We start from the raw sequence: 23,444 nt of genomic DNA on the forward strand, positions 1-23,444 counted from the left end.
TGCAAGCTGTTCGGACCTTTCGGTTTGCGTTGCCTGGTGCGCCGCTCCGGGCTGCGCCGCGCGGTCGGCTATTCGCCCAGACCCCGGAACACCGCCCGGTGAGAGGATCGCCGTAGGCCGATTCAAAATCCACATGCCGCTTATTCGCACTCGCAACGACGTCGATGGTTCGTCGTGCGCGACGCTGCACGCTGCCTCCGTCAAGAACCCGGAAAGATAGTCATGCCTTGTTGTTCACGTTGTTCGCTGGACCGCTTCTGCGTACCCGAGGGGATGAGTCGGGAAGAAATTTCGATCCTCGATATCGAGATCCACGAACGTCTCCGCATTCGAAAGGGGCAGACGCTGTATCGTCAAGGCGATCCGTTGACTTCGGTATATGCGATTCGCTCGGGAATGCTGAAAACGCTGACGAGCTCCGAGGATGGCAGGGTGCATATCACGGGCTTTAATATTCAGGGCGATCTGGTCGGGCTGGATAGCTTCGACGAAGTCCGATATGCGTCGGATGCCATCGCGCTCGAGGACTCCGATGTGTGTGTGATTCACGTTGAGAACCTCGCCATGCTCGCGATCCGCGCGCCGTTCCTTCAACAGCAGTTGCTTCGCATGACGAGCCGTGAAGTCAGAAAGGATCACGCGATGCTGCTTTCGCTCGGTTCGATGAGCGCAGAGGAAAGAGTCGCTACGTTCCTGGTCAACTTGTCGGAGCGATTTGCCGCGCGTGGCTACTCGAGCAGCGAGTTCTATTTGCGCATGACACGCGAGGACATCGGCAATCATCTGGGTATCAAGCTGGAAACCGTCAGCCGGCTATTGTCGAAGATGATGGATCGCGGGCTGATTCAGGTCCGTCATCGTCACGTAAAACTGTTGAACGTGGCGGAACTCAAGGCGCGTACGCATCTGAGCGAGCAGTGGGACGGCCGCGCACCGGGCGTACCGTCCGCCGGCGATTGTGCAAGCTGAATCGGTTACTGCGAAAAAAAAAGCGCGTCACCGGGGCGGTGACGCGCAGTAATGGACGAGAGCTGTCCAGTACACGGCGCGGACGGGGATCCGACCGTGCATGCGAATTATTCGCCTGACCGAGTACTTTGGGAGAAAGTGAAGGCTCCGGTTTTTGATCTAATCCAATCTTCGACGAGTTTGAATTCGCCCGCGCCGCGATTACTCGGCGAGGCACGTGTAGGCGTTTCCCTACAGAGGTGCTCGCCGCCTTACATCGATCCGCGGCGGCGACTGATTTTGCGCGAAATCCGAATACCCCAGACTTCGATGGTGGGCATCGATATCTTGCCTTGCTCACGGCGCCCAGCGGCACGTTTGCCGAACACGCGCCCGATCTGGGAGAGAAAGGGATGTACTCATCAAACGAACGCCGGCCGCAGTCGCCCGTTGCGACGCGGCGTACCGCGCCGCGCTGCTCGACCTGTTCGCGGCGCTTCCTGTGCATGCCGACAGAACTCTCCGCGCGGGAGTTCGCGCAAGTCGATGACATCGTCGGCGCGACGCGTGCGATTCGGCGTGGAGGGCGGCTTTTCAGCGCGAACGACCGCTTCGAGAACGTATATAAGGTTCGCACGGGTTCGCTCAAGACCGTGCTCGTGCACCGTGACGGCGTGGAACAGATCAACAGCTTTTTCGTTGCCGGCGAAACGCTCGGCCTCGACGGCTTGAGTGTCGATCGCCATGCATGCGATGCGATCGCGCTCGAAGACAGCTCCGTCTGCGTGATTCCGTTCGCGGAACTGGAGAGGATGTGCCTTAGCATCCGCGCGATGCAGCGACATCTGCATCGGGCCATGAGCGGGGAGATCGTCAGGGAAAGCGCGCTCGTCATGCTGCTCGGCACGATGTCGGCCGAGCAGCGTGTCGCCGCCTTTCTGCTGAATCTTTCGGATCGCGTAGGTGGTCGCGGCTATCCGAGAGAAGAACTTGAACTTCGCATGACACGTGAAGAAATCGGCAGCTATCTCGGACTCAAGCTCGAGACGGTCAGCCGGATGCTGTCGAAGTTCGCGCGCGATGGGCTGATTCAGGCGCGCGCGAAAAAGGTTCGAATCGTCGACTGCGAGGGACTTGAGAAAGTCTAAAACAGTCTATTACGCTGCATCGCAGCAAAGAGTCGTCTGCGATTTGGCCTCCGTGTTGCGCGCCATGCCAAAGTGGTGGCATATTGAACGCCGATATGCCACCCACGGAGGTGTGCGTGACCACTGTGCCGCGACAGCCGTTGCTGTCCATCAGGACGCAACGCCCGAGCAACCCATGACGAACGTTCTGATCGCCGACGATCACGAACTGGTTCGCGAAGGTCTCCATCGCATTCTCCTGAATTCCCGACGTTTCGACGTGGTGGGCGAAGCGGGCGACGGGCCGGGCACGCTGGCACTGGTGCGCTCGACGCCCGCGCACGTACTCGTGTTGGATCTGTCTTTGCCGGGCCGCAACGGCCTCGATCTGCTGAGGCAAATAAGAAAAGAGCAGCCTGATCTGCGTATTCTCGTCCTGACGATGCAAGCCGAACAGCAGTACGCGGTACGCGCATTCAAGGCGGGTGCGGCGGGCTACCTGACGAAGGCCTGCGCGGCGTCCGAACTGCTGGCGGCCGTCTCCAAGGTTGCGTCGGGCGGCGTCTATGTCAGCATTTCGATGGCGGAGCAATACGCGCAGCGCCTGTACGAGCCCGCCAGCGCCCTTCCTCATCAGCGCTTGTCCGACCGCGAGTTCGACGTTTTCCGCCGGATAGCGTCGGGTGGCACCATCACGGAGATTGCCAAGGATCTCTGTCTGAGCGCGAAAACCGTGAGCACCTATAAGGCGCGCATTCTCGAGAAGATGCAGATGCCGCATGAAGCGGCACTCGTGCGCTATGCGGTGAATCAAAAGCTATTCGACGAAGAGGAATGATCCGACCGCGTTTCACTGAGCAATGCGACGCGTACACCAAACTGGATGACATGCTGAAACGATGAACTTCGTGGTTATCTCAAAATTGATCGCGGTCAACGTTCATCCGGCGAGGCACGGTTAGCATTCGTCGCTATCGAAGAGCATACCTTTTATCCGAAGTCTTCACGCCACTCGCCGGATCCTTCATGCGGAGTGGCTGCCGAGTGTCGTCTGAAGCTTGAACGAAATACGATGAACCATTTTCTCCACACGATCCGCTTCCGGATCATGCTTGCGTTCGGCATTGCCGTTGCACTCATGCTTTCGCTCGGTCTCTTCAGCCTTTACGGCATGTCGAAACTGAGCGACAACATGCAGACGTCCTATTCCGGCAATACATTGCCGATCAGTCAGCTCGCCGGCGTTCGCGCCAATGTGCTCAATACGCGCCGCGTGCTGTGGATGATTCAGGCCACACAGGAAACGCACGAAACCTCGAAGGTCCGGGATGCGGTGACCGCGATCGAAAAGGCCTGGTCGAGTTATTACCCGAACGGTGTGTCGAGCGGTGGGGAGCGGGCTATTGCGGAGAACATCGAAACGCAACTGACGCAGTTCCGCGCCGCCGTGCAGGAAGAGCTGGCGTTGATCGAAAAGGGTGATTTTCAGTCCAGCGCGGGGTTCCAACAAAATACGCTCTCGCCGCTCGGCGATCGCCTGACCGACCTGATCAGTCGGGATGTCCAGCTCAATGTCGAGCAAGCAAAGAACTTCGCTGCGGATAGCGCGGTGAGAAACGGCCAACTGATGTGGGTCCTCGGGCTGATCGTCATCGTCGGCGTCGTCATTGCGATCGGTGCCTCGATGTATCTGTCGAAGGCGATTTCCACGCCGTTGGGACAGTCCGTGCAAGTTGCGAATGTTATCGCGGCGGGCGATCTGCGCAGCCCGATCGCGTTCGATTCAAAAAACGAGTTTCGCCCGCTGCTCGACGCGATGAAGCGAATGAGCGATCAGCTCACGACGACGGTGCGCGGCATTCTGTCGTCGAGCGAGGCGGTGTCGATCTCGGCGCGTGAGATCGCGAGCGGCAACATCGATCTGTCGGCGCGTACCGAACAGCAGGCCTCGTCGCTCGAAGAGACCGCGGCCAGCATGACGGAGCTGGCGCAAACGGTGCGGCAGAACGCCGACAACGCCCGCCATGCCAACACGCTCGCCATGGGCACACGCGAGACAGCGAATTCCAGCAACTCGGCGGTGCAGACGATGGTCGAGATCATCGGCAATATCCGTGACAGTTCCACGCGCATATCCGAGATCACGACGATGATCGAGAGCATCGCGTTTCAGACGAACATTCTTGCGCTCAACGCCGCGGTCGAGGCCGCGCGCGCGGGCGAACAGGGACGAGGCTTTGCCGTCGTGGCAAGCGAGGTGCGCGCGCTCGCGCAACGCTCGTCGACGGCGGCAAAGGAGATCAAGGATTTGATCGAGTCGTCGGCCACGCTTGTACGCAACGGTGTGGAACAGGCGGAAGTCGTAGGCGTCTCGATGACGCAGGTGATCCGCGGCATCCAGCAAGTCTCGGATATCGTGGGCGAGATTGCGGAAGCGTCGGAAGAACAGAGTCAGGGGATCGAGCAGGTCCACCAGGCGATCAGCCAGATCGATTCGGTCACGCAGCAGAATGCGGCGCTCGTGGAGCAATCCGCCGCGGCTGCGCAGTCGCTGGAGCAGTCGGCGGTGCAAATGACGAATGCGGTTTCCGTGTTTGAGCTATCGAGCGCGTCGGATCAGCCAGCGCGACGGAGCAGGCCGCATTCCGCAGCGACGTCTTCCGCTGCCGTCACAACGGTTTGACGAAGCGAAAGCGCGTCTCGAAACATCTTCCTTATGAGTCAAGCCATGCAGACCTCCGCCTTGGAAGCAGCGACAAACGAAGCGCATACGCAGCTCACGACCGTTCAGGGCAACGCGTTACTCGACTACGGCGTGCGCATGATCGTGATACGCGAACTCTGTCAGGCGCTGCTGACACACTTCCCCGTCAGTTCGCGCGCGGACATCGAGCGCAGTTTCAGAACGCGGATCGAGCGCGTGCTTGAAATGACGGACGACAACGTATTTCCGGCAGGCGCACAGACCGCGTTCCTGAGTGAGATCAACTATTTTCTCGGCACCCTCGGCAAGAAAGCGGCGACGTAACGCCGAGCGATTCCGCGCCCTTTGTCTCGAGAGGCGATTCAACCGCAAGCTGAATCTGTAGCGCCAAAAATATAAAGAGGAAAGCACGCCATGCTAAACCGCCTTGCCTCGCAGACCGACGGGGCTCACCCGGCAGATGAAGAATTTTCGATCTACGGAGAGGCGCATCGACGCGCGCTGGCATCGCTGACGTCCGCGTTGTCCGACAGCGCTTCGCGGGTGGTCAATCGCTTCTATTCGATGCTCGCCGGCCTGCCCGAGTCGAGGCGCATTCTGGAGCGGCTTTCGGATTCCGAGCTCGCGCACCTCGAAGCGCAGCAAATCCGAAACGTGCTCAGGCTCGCAAATCCCGACCTCACGGCGGCCGAGCATCGCACAATGGCGCTGCGAATCGGCCGCATCCATGCGACGCTCGGACTCGATCATGAGAATCTCGTTCACAGCCGTGCGATCTTTGAGAGTGCGATCTGCAGCGAGATCGATCCGGATAGCCACGGCGAGGCACTGACGATACTGACGCTGCGTTTTGCACGCGATCTCGCCATTCAAGCCGAGGTCTACAAGGAGCTGCAAAGCGCGCGTTCCGAACTGTTGCTGTCCATCATCCGTATTACCTCCGAAGTGGACAGCTATGCAAGTCTGGTCGATGGCATCGTGCAGGCCATCGCCCAGCTTGAGGAAATAGCGGGCTGTGCGGTCGGGCGTCCCGACGCGGATGGGCGCTTTCGCTGGGAGGCTGTCGGCGGCGCGCGTCTGCCGGACTATCTGCAGGCCATCGAGGCCGAAGGCTTGGGCGTACTGAAGCACGAGAACGACCGGTTGGGCCAAGGCCCGATAGGCGTCGCCTTCCGGACGGGCGCAACGGCGCGCGTGATCAACACCGTCACCGACCGGCACGTCGCGCCTTGGCGAAAGCTTCTCGGCGAACATGGCTTTCGCTCTCTCGCCGCGATTCCACTCAGCCCGATAGGCGAAGCCCCGCGAGCCGTGCTGTGCCTTTATAGTGCGTTGCCCGGCGGATTTGCGGGCGGCGATCAACATGACTTCATCGCGCTCGTGCAGACCTTGCTCGGCCTCGCGATAACCCGCATCGAACACGTCGAGGGCGGCACGCACACCGTGCCCTTTTCGGTCAGGCAGCAGTGGAGCGAACTGTTGCGCGCGGACGGCTTGCAGATGCACTACCAGCCGATCCTGAATCTGAGGACGCGCGAAGTTGCCAAGGTGGAGGCGCTGGCACGCTTGCACGACGGGCATCGCCTGCTCGCGCCCGGCCAGTTCCTTCCGACCTTCTCGCGCGACGATATGTACGAGCTCTTCGTGCGGGGGCTGGAGCAAGCACTGGCGCAACGGAATAGCTGGCTTCGGGAAGGCATCGACCTGGATATGTCCGTCAATCTCCCGCCAAGCGGACTCAATGACCCGCGCTACTTCGACGCGACACGGAACGTGCTGTCAAGACACGCATGCGATCCATCCGCGCTCACGCTCGAAGTGCTCGAGACGGAAGAGTTGCAGCGCGAGCGCTCTCTTCAAGGTATCCTCAAATACAAGGGGCTCGGCGTCATTCTTGCGCAGGACGATCTGGGCGCGGGACACAGCAGCCTGAACCGGCTGAGAGTGCTGCCGTTCGATTGCATCAAGATCGACAAGGAGATCGTGCGTCTGGATGGCAACGACAATTCCGACATGCTGCGTTTCATTTATCAGTTGACGCGGCTCGCGCATTCGCTCGGAAAGACGGTTGTCGTGGAAGGCGTCGAAGATAAAGGCCTCGTCGATGCACTCGTCATTCTCGGCGCGGATTTCGTTCAGGGTTATGGAATCGCGCGTCCGATGCCGGCCGCGCAGATTGCCCTGTGGATGAACACGAACGCCGCGATGTTGCAGACCGGACAGCCTGTCAGCCGGCTGGGCAAACTCGCGCGTCTTTTGATCTGGGAAGAAACACTGCATCTGCATTCTGAAGTTCGCAGCGCGATGTCGGTGTGCTTGTTCCCGGATTCCGCCGTCGCGCTCGATTGCATTCTCCCCTCGGTCTCGCGATCGCCCGCGAAAGACGCGTTGCTCGAAGCGTTTGCGCAACACGGTGTCGGCAGCGAAAGCTATCAATCGGCGAGACGCAGCCTTGTTTCGGAAATCTGACTTTAAAGCGGATCGGCGACTATTCGGAACAGGGTGAACGATAGTTCATTTTTGATTGCGCTCAATATCTCCGTTGCCTTATCTCAATATCATGTGGTCAATCCGTTGGGTGACGCGGAATCAGGCTGATTGAGCGAATTATTACGAGGTTATTTTGAAAAGCATCGAACGTCTCGACGCGCTGCGGGAAGTCAACTTGTCTTACCTCCTGCTCGCGCAAAATATGATTCGTGACGATCTGGCCGAAGCGATGCTGCGTCTCGGCATCGGGAAAGACGTAGCGGAAGTGCTCGCGATGATCACGCCTGCACAACTGATGAAGCTTGCCGATTCCAACATCATGCTGTGCCGGTTCCGCTTCGACGATCACGCGATTCTTTCGACTCTCACGCATCACGCCAAACACATCGATATGAGCCGCATGCAGGCAACGCTCTTGCTCGTTCAGCAACCCGTCGAGTCGATTCAATGAGCCGGATTCATCCGTGTCTGAAAAAGACGAAGGACACGTCGGAGCTCGCACAGAAGAGTTTGCTGAATGAGGCGCATCAAACCCAGCTCGCCATCGGTTTGATCAATTTGGGCGCGCGCGTTCAAGTGCTCGAAGCGGAGACGACCTTGTCTCGCGATCGTCTGATCCGACTTTACAAGGAGCTGAAAGGCGTGTCGCCTTCCAAGGGCATGTTGCCCTTTTCGGAAGACTGGTTCCTGACGTGGCGGCCGAACATTCATGCATCGCTGTTTTATTCCTTCTATCGCTTCCTGCTCGACACTGCGAAAGTGGAGCGCATCGAGGCGTTGTTGAGCGCTTATCGACTTTACCTGGAACACACGTCAAGCACGGATCGCGAACCTCTTCTGAGCTTGACGCGCGCCTGGACGTTGCTGCGGTTCATCGAGTGCGACGTACTCGAATCGTGCCGTTGCACATGTTGCCAGGGGCAGTTCATTGGCCATAAGTTCGAGCTGAAGCCAAACTTTATTTGCGGCATTTGCCGTCCTCCGGCGCGCGCGGGAAAGGGACGTCCCGATCGCATCAGCGAGTTCGAGGCGATTCCAGCCTGAGTCGGTATCGCTCAGGTTTAGTGTCGTGCCTTACGAAAATCAGTGATTAGAACATGGCCCGAGTTAGAGTCTCCCATGCCGATCTGAGCGTCGGCGTTCCTTTGCAGTTTCCGGTCTATTCCGTCGCCGGAGATCTTCTGCTAGGACGAGGTTATGTGATCCAGAAACAGGATCAGATCGATCGCCTGATCGAAATGAAGGCGTTCAGGCATGAGATGCGCGGAGACTATCGCGGAATCCAGAATGGACGGGTATTCGGCATTCTGAACACCAACACGCGTACGCAGTCTCGCGAGATTCGCTCGCAGGGTCCGGTCGTCACGTCGTTCCCGGCTTTCACGCGCGGTCCGGAATTCTTTCTTCTGAGCTTGAGCAGGCAAGAAGACGTGTCGTTCAGCGCGAACTTCGTGGGAACGCTGAAAGGGCAAAGCCTGCTGGTCACGGTGCCACAGTGCGCGGACGCATTTCAGCCGGGTGTCGAAGTCAAGGGAAAGATCGTCGTCGGCCGCTATATCTACATGTTTCATAGTCGCGTGCAGGCTCGCGTATTCGAACCTTTCGATATCCTCCACATCGATCTTCCAGTGCAGGCGACGCGTCAGATTTTCCGGCGCCATCTTCGCGTCGATGTCGATCTCGATGCGCGCGTCATCCGCAACGACATGACGACAAGCGGATTCGATGCGACCATCGTCAATCTGAGCATCGGCGGAATGGGCATTTCCGTACCGGAAGCGGATCTGATGGTTGGCGAGCATTTTCGAATCTCGCTGCGATTGCCGGCCGGCGACGGCTTTGGATCGTCGCTCATGCTGACAGGCATCGTCAGAAACGCGTCGGTCAGAGGCGCGCATCACAAGGTCTTCGGCGTCGAACTGCAAGGTCTTTCCGACCAGGAGAGAGCGAGCCTGCAAAACTATATCTTCGACATCGCAACGAGCCTGAGTTCCGCCCCGAATTGATCGAGCGACAGCGAGTTTCAGAATAGGCGTCGAAAACCGCGCAACAGGAAAGCAGATGAGAAAGTCCGAGGCTAAAGGTCATTCCACACTCGCTGCCGGAAATTTCACCGACAGCTTCGATCAGACGACCTCGCTTCATCTTGCGGAAGCCATCATCGATTCTTCCGACGATGCCATCGTTGCCAAGACGCTCGACGGCATCATCCGCACATGGAACAACGGTGCGCGCGCCATCTTCGGCTACGAGCAGAACGAGATTGTCGGCCGGCCCGTATTGGTGCTCATCCCTCCCGAACGCCTCGAAGAAGAACACATGATTCTGGCGCGCGTGATAAGAGGAGAGCGGGTCGATCACTTCGATACGACGCGTATCCGGAAAGACGGCGGCAAAGTCGATGTTTCCGTGACAGTCTCGCCCGTCCGGAACGGCAAGGGTGCAATCATTGGCGCTTCGAAAATCGCGCGAAACATCACCTTTCAGAAGCTGGCGAACAAGCGCCTGCTCAAAGCGTCCAATGTCTTCACCTATTCCAGCGAGGCGATTGCCATTACCGATCATCAAGGGCGGATCGTCGAGGTCAACCACGCGTTCTGCGCGACGACGGGTTTTGCTCAAAACGAAGCGATGGGCTTTTCCATCGAATCGTTTCTGAAGAGCGAGGATGGCATCGCGGAGTTTTCGGCCATGCTGCTCTCCGGCACGACCGAACATTTGCGCATCGAAAGTACGGGGCGAAAGAAGCATGGCGGCTCGTTCGTCGCACAAGTAACGGTGACCGCTGTCAAGGCGAGCGAGACCGCGGTCGAGAACTTCATCTTTCTGATTGCGGACGTGACCGAGCTGAGAGAAAAGCAGAAGCAACTCGAAGCGGCCGCTTATCGCGATGCGCTGACGGGGCTGCCGAATCGCCGCTCGCTCGTGACGAAGCTCGATGCATTCATCGAGCGATGCGTTCGGGTAAACGAAACCTTTGCGCTCGCTTTCATCGATCTCGACGGATTCAAACTGATCAACGATTCACAAGGGCACAAAACAGGCGACCGCTTTCTCGCGGCCATTGGCGAGCGCTTGAGCCAGGCGCTTCGCGAGGGAGACTTCATTGCGCGAATCGGCGGCGACGAGTTTGTCGCGATTTTGCCGGGCGTGCGATTTGCGGAACATTGTCGAAGCATCGTCGAGCGGCTGCTTTCGGCGTGTTCGCGTCCGATTCTGCTCGACCGCATCGAACTGACTGCATCGTGCAGCATCGGCGTGAGTTTTTTCATGGACGGGCCCGCAACGCCCGACACGCTGCTGAGCGCAGCGGATCGCGCCATGTACGAAGCAAAGCAACACGGCAAGAATCAGGTGTGCTTTTCGGCGGGAAGCGTGTCGCCGGAGAAGGCGGCTTTCATGCTGCCTTGAGCCTCTTTTTCGCAGTCGATAGAAAGCCGCCCGAGGGCGGCTTTTCTTTTGCATGATGCATGCTTGCGTTTCTTCGCGACGCTAACTAGTCGCCACGATCAACCGCCATCTGATCGAACCTTCCTGTAAGCCGCTATGTCGATGATGACTTTGCGCCGGCAGCGGGTGTCCCGAGATCGCTACTTCATTGACGCCGCATCCTTCGCAGCGATAGACGCCTGAATGTGGTGCGCGCGATCCTGCCGCGTGAAGCGCATCGAACGCAATGTGTTTGAAGACGGTTACGTACTTGCTTTCCTGATAGATTGCCATGCTGTTTCACCGCAATGGACCGGTTCATCGAAGTGCGTTCAAGCACTTGCGCACTTCGATCAGCAGTTCGTCCTGAAACGCCTGCGGCATGGGATTGTCGTCGCCGAGCGCGAGAATCCTGTCCATGCGTTTCTTGAACAGCGCCTCCGCTTCGATTCGCTGTTCCTGCTGCGTCAACGAGATCAACACCTGAGCGATTTCCTGCGTGACGACAAGCCGGGCTGTCGACTGGATGTAGCCGTTGCCAAGCGATACCACCAGATCTTCGGGTTTCATGTCAGCGCGAAGAACGGGGCCAGCCGATTCGCACGTCGTCAGTGAATCCATGTCTTCGGTTGCGCGCGGAAGCTCGGCCTGAAGGTGACGGTTGACTTGCAAAGATGTATTCATGCCTTGCTCCTTGGCGTCAGAAGGTTTGCCATTCGGATTCGTCGGCCGGTGCCGGTGCCGATGCGGAAGGATCGATTGCCTTTGTGCTGGCGGACGACATCGCCTTTCGGGGCTTCACGATCGATGATGCGGTTGGCAGTTTCCTGACGGGCGAGGGGACAGGCGCTTTTCGCGTGATCGCGGATACGTCGCCATCGAGTCGGAAGAAGCCCATATCCGATTTCATCCGGTCGGCCTGTTCCTGCAGCGATTGCGCAGCGGCAGCGGCTTCTTCGACCAGGGCGGCGTTTTGCTGCGTGACCTCGTCGATTTGCGTGATCGCTGCGTGGACCTGTTCGATGCCCTTGCTTTGCTCGTCCGATGCAGCCGTGATCTCGCCGACGATGTCGGATACCCGGCCAATCGCATGACTGACCTGATCCATGTTGGCGCTGACGACACCGGCTTGTTCCGCGCCCCGGTGCACTTTCTTGGCCGAAGCTTCGATCAGTTCCTTTATCTCCTTGGCCGCCACCGACGCGCGTTGCGCCAGTGTGCGCACTTCACCCGCCACGACCGCGAACCCGCGGCCCTGCTCTCCGGCGCGCGCCGCTTCCACGGCCGCGTTCAGCGCGAGAATATTGGTCTGAAAGGCGATGCCTTCGATCATGCCGGTGATTTCCGCAATCTGGCTGGAGTCCGCGCTGATGTCCTTGATCGTGGCAACCATGGATTCGACTGCCGCGCTGCCCGCGTCCGTCATTTCGCGCGCATTGTTGGCGAGCGAGTTCGCCTGGCGCGCGTTGTCGGCGTTTTGACGAACGGTTTCGGTGAGCTGCGTCATGCTCGCGGCGGTTTGTTCCAGCGATGAAGCCTGCTCTTCGGTACGCGCCGACAGGTCTTGATTGCCCGCCGCGATCTGCGCCGCAGCCACATTGACGGACTCGCTCGAATCGCGAATGCCTCGCACCGTGCCGGCGAGGTTCTCGCTCATGGTTTTCATGGCGTCCAGCAAGCGGCCAAATTCGCCTTGTGCCTTCGCTACGATCCGGCTATCGAGACGGCCTTCCGAAATATCGCTGGCGATTCTGACCGTGTTGTTCAGCGGAACCGTAATGACTCGGACGAGATAGACCGTCGATGCCGTCAGAAACGTCGCGCCGATCAGGATCAAGGTCAGGTTGATCCACGTAAGGCGTGCCGCTTGTGCTTCGCCTGCCGCCGATGCGTCCCGCGCCTGATCGGCATTATTCTCGAAGTCGTCGCCGATCAGATCCGAGAGTTCGTTGCCCATCGGGAACACGGTTTCCGTTTGAAGTCTGCCTGCCGCTGCAAAATCTCCGGCCTCGATGAACGGAAGTTCCTGCGCCACAGCGGCTTCGAATCGCGGAATCAGTGCGTTGATCTTGTCGGCGATCGCCTGCTCGGACGGACTGGTGATGTCACCGCCCGTGTAATAGCTCTTCCAGTCACTGTCCATCTGCGACTGGAATTCCCGAACCTTCGGGACCAGATCCTTGATCTGCTGAGCCTGCATTCTCCACAGCGCGAGGCGCATATTCATCATCGCAGCGCGTACCTTTGCCACGCGCGTGATCGGAACGATATTGCCGCGATACGTTTCCTGCATGGAGCCACTCAGACTCGACATGCCATACAGCCCTGCTCCACCCACGAGAATCGTGATGAGCATGCTGGCTGTGAGGACCAGAATGATTCTGGATTTTATGGAAGAGAAGAACTGCGACATCGGAAATCCTTCGATAGATAAACACATCGCCGGCTTACAGAACGGCTTCGCGATGGTGATTTAGTCGTGAGCCCGCGGAGACGGGCATAGAGCGCTGTGGATACCGATCCGCACAGTCTCGAACTATATTTCGGTTGAGCGAAACGATTCGACAGGAGAAGAAACTCGAAAATATTGACCGCAGTCAAATTGTTTGTTTCTAGTAGGCAGGTTAGCGGCGGGACGCCAGCGCCTTTGTTGCCGCTGGCTTGGCTGCTGATCGAGGGATGACCTAGCGGACTACGCACGTAGGTCATATCAACGATTCGAACGAGAGAATGGAATGAAGCGCGCTTAACGAAGACCAGCAATCTCCCCAAGCCTTTCTCGCGCGATTTAGAGAATGAAGCCAACGCGGCGGGCGGAATGCGTTGTGCTCATGCTAGCAGCGGACAACATTACTACTGTCTATGCGAAAGCCCTGTCGGCCGCAACCAGCGCGCGTGTCTTGGTGAAAATAACTTCGACTTGGGGGAAGCGTTGCCGTTGTTTGGCGTGTTCTCTGCAACGTTTCAATCGAGTTGGCCGAGCTGAATGCGCGTCGTCCAGTTAAAGGAAACTTTCGTTCGTGCTTGCCACAGCCGCGTGGATTCGACTAGGGGGATCGAGCAAGCGGGGCCGAAATTTGCCGAAAAGCGCTCACGTGCGACGCGAATCGCCGCGGGCCGGCCCCCGAAGTTTGGTGATCGCACGCGATGCGCTGCTGGCTAACCGAGTTTGCCGCGGACGAATCTCGTCTGAAGCATCCGTACATCGTGTCTTCGAACGTCTGCTCCGCTGACAATACTGGCCACGAGGCGTAGCTCGGCGGCTGCCATTGCGAGCTGCGATTCAGCTTCACGTGCGACGGATTTCGTAGTCTCCGCAGTGACGGCCGACCTACTTAGCGGGAGGAATGGGGGTACACCCGTATTCAATTACGTCGAGGGCGAAACATGCTCACGCGATCAGAACTTGGTTCGCTAGCGGCAAAACTGATTCATTGCGACTCGGGCTTGCGGACCGGCAGACGTTTTTTGCGTTCCACTGGGCCGCGGAGCAGATGCCGCAAGACTCCGAATGCTTCAGCGACATTGATTCCGAGGGATGCGCGGCGGACCTCGCTCGATGGCTGAGCGAAGTCCGTTCAGGGAATGCAAAATTTTCGGCTGCCTATCGTGAAGAGCAGATGCGTCTCGGCTTGCCGCCGCTGCGCGACTAGAGCAAATAGCGGCCATCCGCCGGCCAGGACTGAACCTTCTCCGTAGCACCGCCTTATCCGCTCACCTTGTCCATGGTCGCAAGCAGGTCGAGGAGGGCCTTTTTGCAGCTGGACTGATCGGGCGCTTTCGCCCGTAACGCGTCGAGCGCGCGGTCGATGGCTTTGTCGACCAGATGCCAATCGGCCGCTGCGCGTGGCTTCAGACCGGCTTCCGCGTCGTCCCACGACGTTTCAAGATCCTTTATGCGCGTCTTCGCACCGGCAAGGTCCCCTTTGTCGACCTTGGTCGCCGTGTCGACCACAATGGCGCGGAACGGCGACAGGTCACCAAGTTTGGAGGCCGCTTGAACGGAATCGACCAATTCGAATCCGAAGGGCGAGAGCGAGGTGAGAAACACCGCGCTGCCCAAGGCCACTGTAGCGCCGACAACCAACAGCTTGTTTGCTCGCATGATCTGTTCTCCTTGAATTTAACTCTGAACCGCGGATTCTTTATGCACGGGCTTCCTGACGCTCACAAAGATCACCAGCGCGACGATCACAGCGAGAAAGCCCGCACTCGTGTAGACCGTGCCGAGCCCAACTCCACCATACGTCCGCGATTGCGAGAGCAGGTCGCCTAAAGAGGCGCCGAACGGACGAGTGAGGATGTAAGCGATCCAGAACGCCAGCACACGGTTCATGCCGATGGATGCGCCGGCAGCAGTAGCCGCAATCAGGGCGCCAAAGACGACCACGCCCCACGAGAAGCCGAGTCCGAGTGCTTCTGTCGCAAGATCACCCGCCGCAGTGCCCAAAGCGAACGTGCAGAGAATGGTTACCCAGTAGAAAATCTCTCTGCGCCGAGTATCGATATGTCGAATTGATAGCGTTCTTTCGGATCGGTACCATGATGCAAGAACGATCGCGAGCAGCACGGTGAAGCATGCTGTGCTGACGTACAAGCTCACGCCGGCTCCGTCGGTGAGCGCGTCCGTCACCTGAGTGCCGACAACGCTTACCAACACGACGCTTAGCCAGTACGCCCACGGAACGAGTTTTCGAAAGTAGAACTGGAAGCCGAGCGCTACCGCTAGGGCTATGGCGGTGATTGCATCGGTGATCAAAGTTCCGAGCCCCACATTCACTGCAAGGTAGTCGGCACCTGTTTCGCCGACCGTGGTGGAAAGAATCTTGATCAACCAGAAGGTGATCGTGACCTCTGGCACTTTGTTGTCTGCCCACATCACATTGGAAATTCGTGTATTCGCCATAAACAGGCTCCGAAGTTTGGCGCCACATGAAAAGGAGGCTTCAAGTAATGTGGCGCTTTCCTGGGTGAGACTCTGATCAGACAGACTTAGCCATCCCTTAGCGGGCGACGCGAAATGCGCATCTAAGACCTCTGCACGAAGTTGTGGTATGCGTCCAGCGCAATGACATGCCGAGACGAGATCCTGGCGTACATGTCGGGCTTCATTAACGAACCTTAACGCGACCTTAGGGCGGTTCTGGATCTTTCTAAGGCTAGCCTAAGTTTCGAACCCGACACTCAGCCGACATTCATCCGGACGACAGCGAAATGACAGTCATTGCTACCCTCAACGGTGGGCGGCTTCCTCCGTTGGAACTCGAGTTGCTCGTGCCGATGGGAGACGAGCCTGCGTCGATAGCGCTGTACGTGGAAAATCCCAATCCGCATCCACAGCATCAGCTATGGAACGATCGCGAGGACGGAACGCGTTATGCGGTCGATCAGCAGGTGGTTTCTTTACAGGCGCTTGTAGACGACTGCTTGTTGCTTTCCGGCGCCAGTTTCGATCTCTTGAAAGATCTGGCTGCGACGCTGGAAACCTGTGCGTTGCGAATTCGATTGAGCATCTCAGCAGACTCGGCTCGGTGACTTCAACAGACATTACACCTGATCCGATGCTTCTGGCGCTGCTCGTCGCAAGTCCGCTGACTGGACCCTGAGTTGGACTTGGCGCTCGGTCGTTAAGCGCTTACGTCTTCGAACTACGGGTTGATTCTGAGCGTCGTGTTGGTCGAGGTATTCAGACCCATGGACCAGTGGAGTGCATAGACGGGGCCATGACACGCTCGCCGTTTCGGCCGAAAGACTGAGGTGCTATGCCAGGCGTCGCAATCGATAACCGACCCCGCGGACAGCCACAATCTCGGAGGCTCCGATCTTGCGGCGCAGACCGTCGAGGCTGGTTTCAACCGCGTGGATCTCCGTGCGCCCTTCAATGCAGTTGCTCCTTTTTTCGAGCTCAGAAGATCGGAACACATGTTCTGGATCCTCCATCAGTGCCTGGAGTATCGCAAATTCAAACGGAGTCAAACTCAGCGCAACTCCGGATTGGGTCACTACCCGAGCGACCGGATCGAGTTTCAACTCACCATGCACCCATATCGATGGATCCGTTCCCGCGCGATGCCGGAGGAGCGTTCGAACTCGCGTGGCAAGCTTTTCCAAATCAAACGACCCGACTAGTTGATTGTTGCTGTGCGGACATCCCTCGTCGGCGGAATCGTCCGCTGTCTCGAGTGCGGTTAGGAAGATCACTGGCGCACCGTCTGATTGATCGTCACACCAATCCTGCGCCGTGATTCCATTGGACCGCTGCGTATCGAGGTCGAATATGATGAGGTCATAGACGCTGCGATACCGCGCAATCTCCTTCTCGCAGGCGCGCTTCGCCCAGTCCGCCGTGTAGCTCATGCGGCGAAGCGCAGCAAGCAAGGTCTCGGCGATCATCTCATCGTTTTCCACCAAAAGCAGCCGCATCTAAAGTCTCCTACGTACTGGTGTCACATTAAATTTTCATCTCTTATTGCTTAAGAAATCCTTACATCGTGAAACCGGCATTCACACGCAAAAAGCGCTAAGGCTTAGTTAAGGTTCGACGCTGCACTATGCAGACAAAGATTCACTCCTTGGCCGTATCAGGAAATAATTCCATGCAAGCGTCGACTGTCATATCAGTGCGCGCCAATGCGGTGTTGATCGCGCTTTGCATCGCGGTGTCGGATGCGGCGTGCCTTGCGATGTGCGTATGTTCAGGGCGTCTGCCCGCGTTCGAATCGACCGCCGTGCGAATGACGACGCTAGCGAGCGCGGCGGTCATCGTATTGTGCGTGCGGCGCATGGCGAAACGGGCGTTCGAATCGGCGCGCGATTCGCATCGCATCTATTGGACGGATGGAACCATGAAGGGACTGGTGTTTGCGGTGCCCCGAAATGATGACTGGCTCGTGCAGCTACACGTCGAACTGCATCCCGCCGCGACGCGAGAAGTGATGACGCGGGCGCTCCTTCCATGCCATACCGGCTGACACATGCTCAGGCATCGATCGGCGTAGCGGATGCTTACGTTTCAGTCAGCCGATATTCATGGTTGTCAGCAATGCCGGGCCGGGTTTCATCGTTAAGCATCTCTTAAGCATCGAGGCCCCAGGCTTCGATTCACTTGTGATCTTCGCGCAGTTCCACTTTGCGCCGCGTCCACTCCTGCATCGCATCCTTGTCGATTGCGAGTCATTTCGCGCGACGGCGTGCGTGTGCGTGGGTGCTGGCGGCGCTCACGATGGGGAGTTCGGACTTGGTCTTCCTGTGGCTGGTCATCGTGCTCTGTTGCGCGGCTACGTGTCATGCGGCGATCGTGGCGCTCGTGCATCCGGGATCAGCCGGCGCCACGATACGAAGACCCGACTCCGAAACTCGCACCGGAGCATTGGAAGCAGTGAGTGTTCTCAAACCGCTGTGCGGTGCGGAGCCGCAGCTTTACGCGAATCTCGAGACGTTCTGCACGCAGACACATCCGTCCTTTCAACTCGTCTTCGGCGTGGCGAGTGCCGCCGACCCCGCCGTGCGCATCGTTCGGCAGCTCGCGCGGGCCTATCCCGAGTGCGACATGCAACTCGTGATCGACAGCACCGTGCACGGGAGCAATCGGAAGGTCAGCAATCTTATCAACCTGGCGTCCTGCGCAAAGCACGATGTCATCGTAATCGCGGACAGCGACATCGCCGTCGGGCCGGACTATCTCGCGCGTGTGATCGCGCCGCTCGCGGATGAAGGCGTCGGCGTGGTGACGTGTCTCTATCGCGGCCGGCGCGTGGACGGTTTCTGGCCGGCAGTCGGTGCGCTCTTTATCGACGAATGGTTCGCGCCATCGGTTCATATGGCGAATGCGGGCGGTTACGGACGATTCGGATTCGGCGCGACGATCGCGCTCACGCGTGAAACGCTCGTCAAAATAGGGGGCTTTGAAGCGATACGCGACTGCCTCGCCGACGACTACTGGCTTGCCGAACGCGCGCGCATGATCGGCTTGCGCACTGTGCTTTCCGATGTCGTCGTCGCAACGGATGTTACCGAGCATCGCGTTGCGGCGCTGTGGGAGCGCGAGACCCGCTGGCTGCGGACGATCCGTTCGATCAATCCGCTTGCCTTTGTGTTCTTGTGCCTTACCTTCACGACACCCTGGCTCCTGACGGGCGCACTGCTCGGACTCTGTCTTGAGAGCGGAGCGACGCTCGCGCAGTCGACCGCGGATACCGTCGTGGATCTGAGCACCTCTCTGGGGATAAGCGCACGACTATTGTTGCATTGGCGCTGCGCGAACTCTTGGCGCGCGTTCTGGCGCGACTTGCCGTTGATTCCATTGCGCGACGGGATGCTCTGTCTACAATGGCTTGCCGCGCTGTTCGGATCCAGCGTTGTCTGGCGCGGCGTGCGCGTGCCGCTCGACGATGCGCGCAATCCGTACGACACCAACGCTTCGGATAGTCAGTAACGCAACCACCCGGAACTTGCACCATGAAACGCACACTCTTTCTCCAGGCGCCTTCATTCGACGGTTTCGACGGCGGTGCGGGCTCGCGCTATCAGGCCAAGCGCGAGATCCGCTCGTTCTGGTATCCGACATGGCTGGCTCAGCCGGCGGCGCTCATTCCCGGAAGCTGTGTTGTCGATGCACCCGCCGATGGACTGTCTGTCGATGCGGCACTGAACCTCGCCTCGCAATATGAACTCGTCATCATTCATACGAGCACGCCTTCGTTTCCGACCGATGCGCTGTTTGCGGAGCATCTGAAAGCGCGCGTGCCGTCGGTCTGCATCGGCATGGTCGGCGCGAAGGTTGCTGTCGATCCGCATAACTCGCTTGTGGCAAGCGACGCAGTCGATTTTGTCTGTCGCGAAGAGTTTGATTTCACGTGCAAGGAAATCGCGGAAGGCCAACCGTTTTCGAGCATCAAGGGACTGAGTTATCGCGGCCCGGACGGCTCCATCGAACACAACGAAGCGCGGCCGATTCTCGAGAACATGGACGAATTGCCGTTCGTGGCGCCGGTCTACAAACGGAACCTGAATATCAGGAATTACTTTATCGGCTATCTGCACTATCCCTACGTCTCGATCTACACGGGACGCGGCTGCCGCTCGCGCTGCACGTTTTGCCTGTGGCCGCAGACTGTCGGCGGACATCGTTATCGCGTGCGCTCGGTCGAGAACGTGCTCGAAGAAGTGAAGTGGATTCGCGACAACATGCCCGAAGTCAAAGAGATCATGTTCGATGACGACACCTTCACCGACTTCAAGCCGCGTGTCGAGGAAATCGCGCGCGGTCTGGGCAAGCTCGGCGTCATGTGGTCGTGCAACGCGAAGGCGAACGTGCCTTATGCGACGCTCAAGATCATGAAGGAGAACGGGCTGCGGCTGTTGCTCGTGGGTTATGAATCGGGCGACGACCAGATCCTGCTCAACATCAAAAAGGGGCTGCGTACGGACATTGCGCGCCGATTCGCCGACGACTGCCACAAGCTCGGCATCAAGGTGCATGGCACGTTCATCCTCGGGCTTCCCGGCGAGACAAAAGAAACCATCGAGAAGACGATTCGATACGCGAAGGAACTGAACCCGCATACGATACAGGTGTCGCTCGCCGCGCCTTATCCCGGCACTGCGCTCTACAAGCAGGCAGTGGAAAACGGCTGGATGGAAGAGAACAGGACGATCAATCTCGTAAGCAGCGAGGGCGTGCAGCTGGCCGCGATCGGCTATCCGCATTTATCGCGCGATGAGATTTATCACGACCTCGAACGCTTTTACAAGCGCTTCTATTTTCGCCCGGGAAAGATCTGGGAGATCGTGCGCGAGATGCTGACGAGCTGGGAGATGACGACGCGGCGCTTACGCGAAGGCGTCGAGTTCTTCCGCTTCCTGCGCGCGCATGAGGTGTAATGCGATGCGCGCGCTGATCGTCACGGCCGATGACTTCGGCTTGCATGAGCGCATCAATGAAGCAGTCGCCCGCGCGTATCGCGAAGGCGTGCTCACATGCGCGAGCCTGATGGTCGGCGGGCCCGCCGCATACGACGCGGTCGAACGCGCGCGCGACATGCCGCGCTTGCGCGTCGGCCTTCACATCACCCTGACCGACGGTCCGAGTACGTCGCCACCGTGGCAAATCCCGAGCCTGGTCGATACGGGAGGACATTTCGAAGGTTCGATGTTCGCGAACGCGGTGCGTTTTTTGAATCGGAATGTGCGACGGCAACTGGCGCGAGAAATTCAAGCGCAGTTCGAGGCCTTCGCCGCGACGGGCCTCGAACTCGATCACGTGAATACGCACAAGCATTTCCATTTGCATCCGACGGTGCTCTCGCTGATTCTGGAGATCGGGCAGAAATTCGGCATGCGCGCGATGCGCTTGCCACGCGAAAAGCGCGGATCGCTGCTGCTCGCGCCTTGGGTCGCGTTCGTCAAGACGCGTCTCGATCGCGCCGGCATCGCGTACAACGACTGGGTCGCGGGCATTTCATCGACGGGATGCATGGATGAAGCCGCCTTGCTCGCGCTTCTCGCCGATGCGCCGGCGGGCGTGTTCGAGATTTACAGCCATCCTGCGGTCGAAGGAGATGATGCGATCACGTCCGCGATGCAGGATTATCGCCACTCGGAGGAACTCGCCGGCCTTTGTTCGGCTCGCGTTGCGCGAGCCATCAAGGCGTCCGGCTCGATGCATGGAGGCTTTTCCGACGCCTTCGGACATCGCGCGCAGAGGTCTGTCGGATGATATCGCGCAAATGGCTCGGCCACTTGCGCTGGCCCGCCGCCATTGGGCTGCTCGCCGTCCTCGCGATTCACGAGGGCGTGGCCGACTCGGTGGCGTCGATCGCGCGCACAGGTCCCGTGCTTCTCTGGCTCGTGCCGCTCCACGCGTTGCCTTTGTTGCTCGACGCGCGAGCGTGGCATCTTTTGCTCGACGCGCGCATTCCCCTGCCGATCCTCTGGTGGATCGCGGCCGTGCGGGAAGCGGTCGGGCGTCTGCTGCCGGTGCTCGGCATCGGCGGCGAAGTCGCGGGCATTCGTCTCGCAAGCAAATACTTGCCGGATTTGAGCCGCGTCAGCGCGTCGGTCATCGTGGAAATGCTGGTGACGATCGCCGTGCAGTACGCGCTCGCGATGCTCGGCCTCGCGCTGCTGCACTTTCATGCCGACGCTTCCGGCGGCGCCATCGTCGACGCGATCGGCATCGGCCTGGTCATATCGCTGCCGATCGGTATCGCGGCGTTCGTCGTGGCTCATAAGGGCGCGCCGTTCCGTCGGCTCGAAGTGCTCGCGCGCCGCTGGCTCGATCCCGCTCACGGGCTGGTCGCGAGACTCGACGGCGCGCGTCTCGACGGCGATATACGGTCGCTGCTCGCCCGCGCGTGGCTGATCGCGAGGGCGTTCATCTGGCAACTCGCCGGATACCTCGTCGGTGCGCTCGAAATCTATGCGGCGCTTGACATGCTCGGGCATTCTGTATCGGTCATGGGCGCGGTAGCGATCGAGGCGCTCGCGCAAACCGTTCGCAATGCTGCGTTTGTCGTGCCGGCAGGACTCGGCGTTCAGGAAGCGGCGATCGTCGCGGTTGCGACGGCGTTCGGCATCGACAGGGAAAGCGCGGTGTCGCTCGCGATGCTTCGGCGCATCCGCGAGTTTATCTGGGGTGGCATCGCGCTGCTTTTGCTCAAATTTGCGAGGCAAGGAACCAGTCTGGCCGGCCGACATGCGGATGGAACATGACAGAGTGTAATCGCGAATAACGCTCGTACGCGCGTAAGCAAATGCTAAGCATTTACTCGCCGATTTCCGTTACCTTTCTGGTCTTTGTTACGGACGGAATCTGCTCATGCTATCCACAGCCCTTATCGTGTTTCGTGAAGTGCTGGAGGCATCCCTCATCGTTTCGATCGTCCTTGCTGCGAGCAAAGGCGTGCCAGGGCGGGGATGGTGGGTGGCGGGCGGACTTCTGGGCGGCATCGTCGGGGCCGGCCTGCTGGCGGTTTTCGCGGACGCGCTTTCGAATCTGGCGTCCGGGCTCGGGCAAGAGTTCTTCAATGCGGCGATCATGATCGTCGCGGTGGTCATGCTCGCATGGCACAGCATCTGGATGAGCAGCCATAGCCGCGAAATGGCCCGGCAAATCTCTGCGGTCGGGAAGGCGGTGGCGAGCGGGAGCAAGCCCCTGATCGGTTTGTCGATCGTCGTCGGCGCGGCGGTTCTGCGCGAGGGCGCCGAAGCCGTGCTTTTTCTTTATGGCGTGCTCGTGAGTTCGCCCGGCGAGACACTGCAAATGGTCATCGGTGGCGCGCTTGGTCTCGTCGGCGGCGTGAGTCTCGGAATCGGCATGTACGCGGGATTGCTGCAAATTCCGATCAAGAAGCTGTTTGCCGTGACCAACGCGCTGATCGTGTTGCTTGCAGCGGGCATGGCGAGTCAGTGCGTGGGCTTTCTGATTTCGGCGGGCGCCGCGCCGACCTGGGGCGATGTTGTGTGGGACAGTTCCTGGCTTCTCGAAGAGACTTCGATCGTCGGCAAGATGTTGCACGCGCTTGTCGGTTATACCGCTCGTCCTGCAGGCTCCCAAATCGTCGCGTATTTTCTTACTTGCTGCGTCATCGTCGGGCTTTCAAGGTTTGCGAGCAATCGACAGAAAACGCTTCAAACCGGCGGACCGGCTCGCAGGTGATTGAAAGAGCCGAAAATGTCGCAATCAACGGAAATTGCTCCCGCTGTCGTCGCTTCCTAAGTGTTTCCTAAGTATCGATCCTCTAAGC

Annotated in this window: 22 protein-coding genes; 17 read left to right on the forward strand and 5 right to left on the reverse strand. The window is 58.9% G+C overall.

The genetic code is table 11. The features are described 5' to 3' along the window. Positions 1-222 precede the first annotated feature (222 nt). The 10 genes from fnr to LY284_RS21055 all read left to right on the forward strand — a co-directional run bounded on the left by fnr (position 223) and on the right by LY284_RS21055 (position 10,680). The gene (gene fnr, locus LY284_RS21010; RefSeq protein WP_075644247.1) at positions 223-969 is read left to right on the forward strand and encodes a fumarate/nitrate reduction transcriptional regulator Fnr; all 747 of its coding nucleotides are present in this window, start codon (positions 223-225) and stop codon (positions 967-969) included. Positions 970-1,361: 392 nt separating this feature from the next. Beyond that, the gene (locus LY284_RS21015) at positions 1,362-2,096 is read left to right on the forward strand and encodes a helix-turn-helix domain-containing protein (RefSeq protein WP_233387848.1); all 735 of its coding nucleotides are present in this window, start codon (positions 1,362-1,364) and stop codon (positions 2,094-2,096) included. A gap of 175 nt (positions 2,097-2,271) precedes the next feature. Then, a complete protein-coding gene (locus LY284_RS21020; protein WP_053568934.1) occupies positions 2,272-2,913 on the forward strand; it encodes a response regulator transcription factor in 642 nt (213 codons plus the stop codon). A 234-nt stretch (positions 2,914-3,147) separates the two neighbouring features. Beyond that, positions 3,148-4,758 (forward strand): methyl-accepting chemotaxis protein, encoded by a 1,611-nt coding sequence (locus tag LY284_RS21025; protein ID WP_233387849.1) that lies wholly within the window; start codon positions 3,148-3,150, stop codon positions 4,756-4,758. Positions 4,759-4,818: 60 nt separating this feature from the next. Beyond that, positions 4,819-5,103: a hypothetical protein gene (locus LY284_RS21030; RefSeq protein ID WP_233387850.1), complete on the forward strand. Its 285-nt coding sequence runs from the start codon at positions 4,819-4,821 to the stop codon at positions 5,101-5,103. 90 nt (positions 5,104-5,193) lie between these two features. Further along, on the forward strand, positions 5,194-7,248 hold the full coding sequence (locus LY284_RS21035; protein ID WP_233387851.1) for an EAL domain-containing protein: 2,055 nt from the start codon (positions 5,194-5,196) through the stop codon (positions 7,246-7,248). Positions 7,249-7,402: 154 nt separating this feature from the next. After that, positions 7,403-7,720, forward strand: coding sequence for a flagellar transcriptional regulator FlhD (flhD, locus tag LY284_RS21040; protein WP_233387852.1), 318 nt, complete (start codon positions 7,403-7,405; stop codon positions 7,718-7,720). Then, on the forward strand, positions 7,717-8,313 hold the full coding sequence (flhC, locus tag LY284_RS21045) for a flagellar transcriptional regulator FlhC (protein ID WP_233387853.1): 597 nt from the start codon (positions 7,717-7,719) through the stop codon (positions 8,311-8,313). Before flhD ends, flhC begins: the two co-directional genes overlap by 4 nt. Before the next feature lie 53 nt (positions 8,314-8,366). After that, positions 8,367-9,275 carry a flagellar brake protein gene (locus LY284_RS21050; protein ID WP_233387854.1) on the forward strand — a complete coding sequence of 303 codons (909 nt, stop codon included), beginning with the start codon at positions 8,367-8,369 and terminating at the stop codon, positions 9,273-9,275. A gap of 55 nt (positions 9,276-9,330) precedes the next feature. Continuing rightward, the gene (locus LY284_RS21055) at positions 9,331-10,680 is read left to right on the forward strand and encodes a GGDEF domain-containing protein (protein ID WP_233387855.1); all 1,350 of its coding nucleotides are present in this window, start codon (positions 9,331-9,333) and stop codon (positions 10,678-10,680) included. 336 nt (positions 10,681-11,016) lie between these two features. On the opposite strand, the gene LY284_RS21060 is transcribed toward LY284_RS21055, so the two are convergent. The 4 genes from LY284_RS21060 to LY284_RS21075 all read right to left on the reverse strand — a co-directional run bounded on the left by LY284_RS21060 (position 11,017) and on the right by LY284_RS21075 (position 15,604). Next, positions 11,017-11,382: a hypothetical protein gene (locus tag LY284_RS21060; protein WP_233387856.1), complete on the reverse strand. Its 366-nt coding sequence runs from the start codon at positions 11,380-11,382 to the stop codon at positions 11,017-11,019. 16 nt (positions 11,383-11,398) lie between these two features. Next, the gene (locus tag LY284_RS21065) at positions 11,399-13,111 is read right to left on the reverse strand and encodes a methyl-accepting chemotaxis protein (RefSeq protein ID WP_233387857.1); all 1,713 of its coding nucleotides are present in this window, start codon (positions 13,109-13,111) and stop codon (positions 11,399-11,401) included. A gap of 1,293 nt (positions 13,112-14,404) precedes the next feature. Beyond that, positions 14,405-14,803: a histidine kinase gene (locus tag LY284_RS21070; protein WP_233387858.1), complete on the reverse strand. Its 399-nt coding sequence runs from the start codon at positions 14,801-14,803 to the stop codon at positions 14,405-14,407. 18 nt (positions 14,804-14,821) lie between these two features. Further along, positions 14,822-15,604 carry a hypothetical protein gene (locus LY284_RS21075; protein WP_233387859.1) on the reverse strand — a complete coding sequence of 261 codons (783 nt, stop codon included), beginning with the start codon at positions 15,602-15,604 and terminating at the stop codon, positions 14,822-14,824. A 308-nt stretch (positions 15,605-15,912) separates the two neighbouring features. Here LY284_RS21075 and LY284_RS21080 point away from each other — a divergent pair, with 308 nt between their 5' ends. Beyond that, positions 15,913-16,233, forward strand: a complete 321-nt coding sequence (locus tag LY284_RS21080; protein ID WP_233387860.1) for a hypothetical protein — start codon at positions 15,913-15,915, stop codon at positions 16,231-16,233. A 225-nt stretch (positions 16,234-16,458) separates the two neighbouring features. On the opposite strand, the gene LY284_RS21085 is transcribed toward LY284_RS21080, so the two are convergent. Further along, positions 16,459-17,121 carry a response regulator transcription factor gene (locus LY284_RS21085; protein ID WP_233387861.1) on the reverse strand — a complete coding sequence of 221 codons (663 nt, stop codon included), beginning with the start codon at positions 17,119-17,121 and terminating at the stop codon, positions 16,459-16,461. Between the two features lie 173 nt (positions 17,122-17,294). On the opposite strand from LY284_RS21085, the gene LY284_RS21090 reads away from it, so the two are divergent. The 6 genes from LY284_RS21090 to LY284_RS21115 all read left to right on the forward strand — a co-directional run bounded on the left by LY284_RS21090 (position 17,295) and on the right by LY284_RS21115 (position 23,356). Continuing rightward, positions 17,295-17,669, forward strand: coding sequence for a hypothetical protein (locus LY284_RS21090; RefSeq protein ID WP_233387862.1), 375 nt, complete (start codon positions 17,295-17,297; stop codon positions 17,667-17,669). Positions 17,670-17,920: 251 nt separating this feature from the next. After that, entirely contained in the window at positions 17,921-19,132 is a 1,212-nt protein-coding gene (hpnI, locus tag LY284_RS21095; RefSeq protein ID WP_233387863.1) for a bacteriohopanetetrol glucosamine biosynthesis glycosyltransferase HpnI, read from the forward strand. Positions 19,133-19,155: 23 nt separating this feature from the next. Continuing rightward, a complete protein-coding gene (hpnJ, locus tag LY284_RS21100; protein ID WP_233387864.1) occupies positions 19,156-20,580 on the forward strand; it encodes a hopanoid biosynthesis associated radical SAM protein HpnJ in 1,425 nt (474 codons plus the stop codon). Positions 20,581-20,584: 4 nt separating this feature from the next. Further along, on the forward strand, positions 20,585-21,415 hold the full coding sequence (gene hpnK / locus LY284_RS21105) for a hopanoid biosynthesis-associated protein HpnK (protein WP_233387865.1): 831 nt from the start codon (positions 20,585-20,587) through the stop codon (positions 21,413-21,415). Beyond that, entirely contained in the window at positions 21,412-22,410 is a 999-nt protein-coding gene (locus LY284_RS21110; RefSeq protein WP_233387866.1) for a lysylphosphatidylglycerol synthase domain-containing protein, read from the forward strand. The genes hpnK and LY284_RS21110 overlap by 4 nt, the downstream gene beginning before the upstream one ends. Before the next feature lie 106 nt (positions 22,411-22,516). Next, positions 22,517-23,356: an FTR1 family protein gene (locus tag LY284_RS21115; protein ID WP_233387867.1), complete on the forward strand. Its 840-nt coding sequence runs from the start codon at positions 22,517-22,519 to the stop codon at positions 23,354-23,356. The last annotated feature ends 88 nt before the right edge of the window (positions 23,357-23,444 follow it).

Origin of the sequence: Caballeronia sp. PC1, assembly GCF_021353155.1 — a bacterium.
In the GTDB taxonomy this organism is placed as follows: Bacteria; Pseudomonadota; Gammaproteobacteria; order Burkholderiales; family Burkholderiaceae; genus Caballeronia; species Caballeronia cordobensis.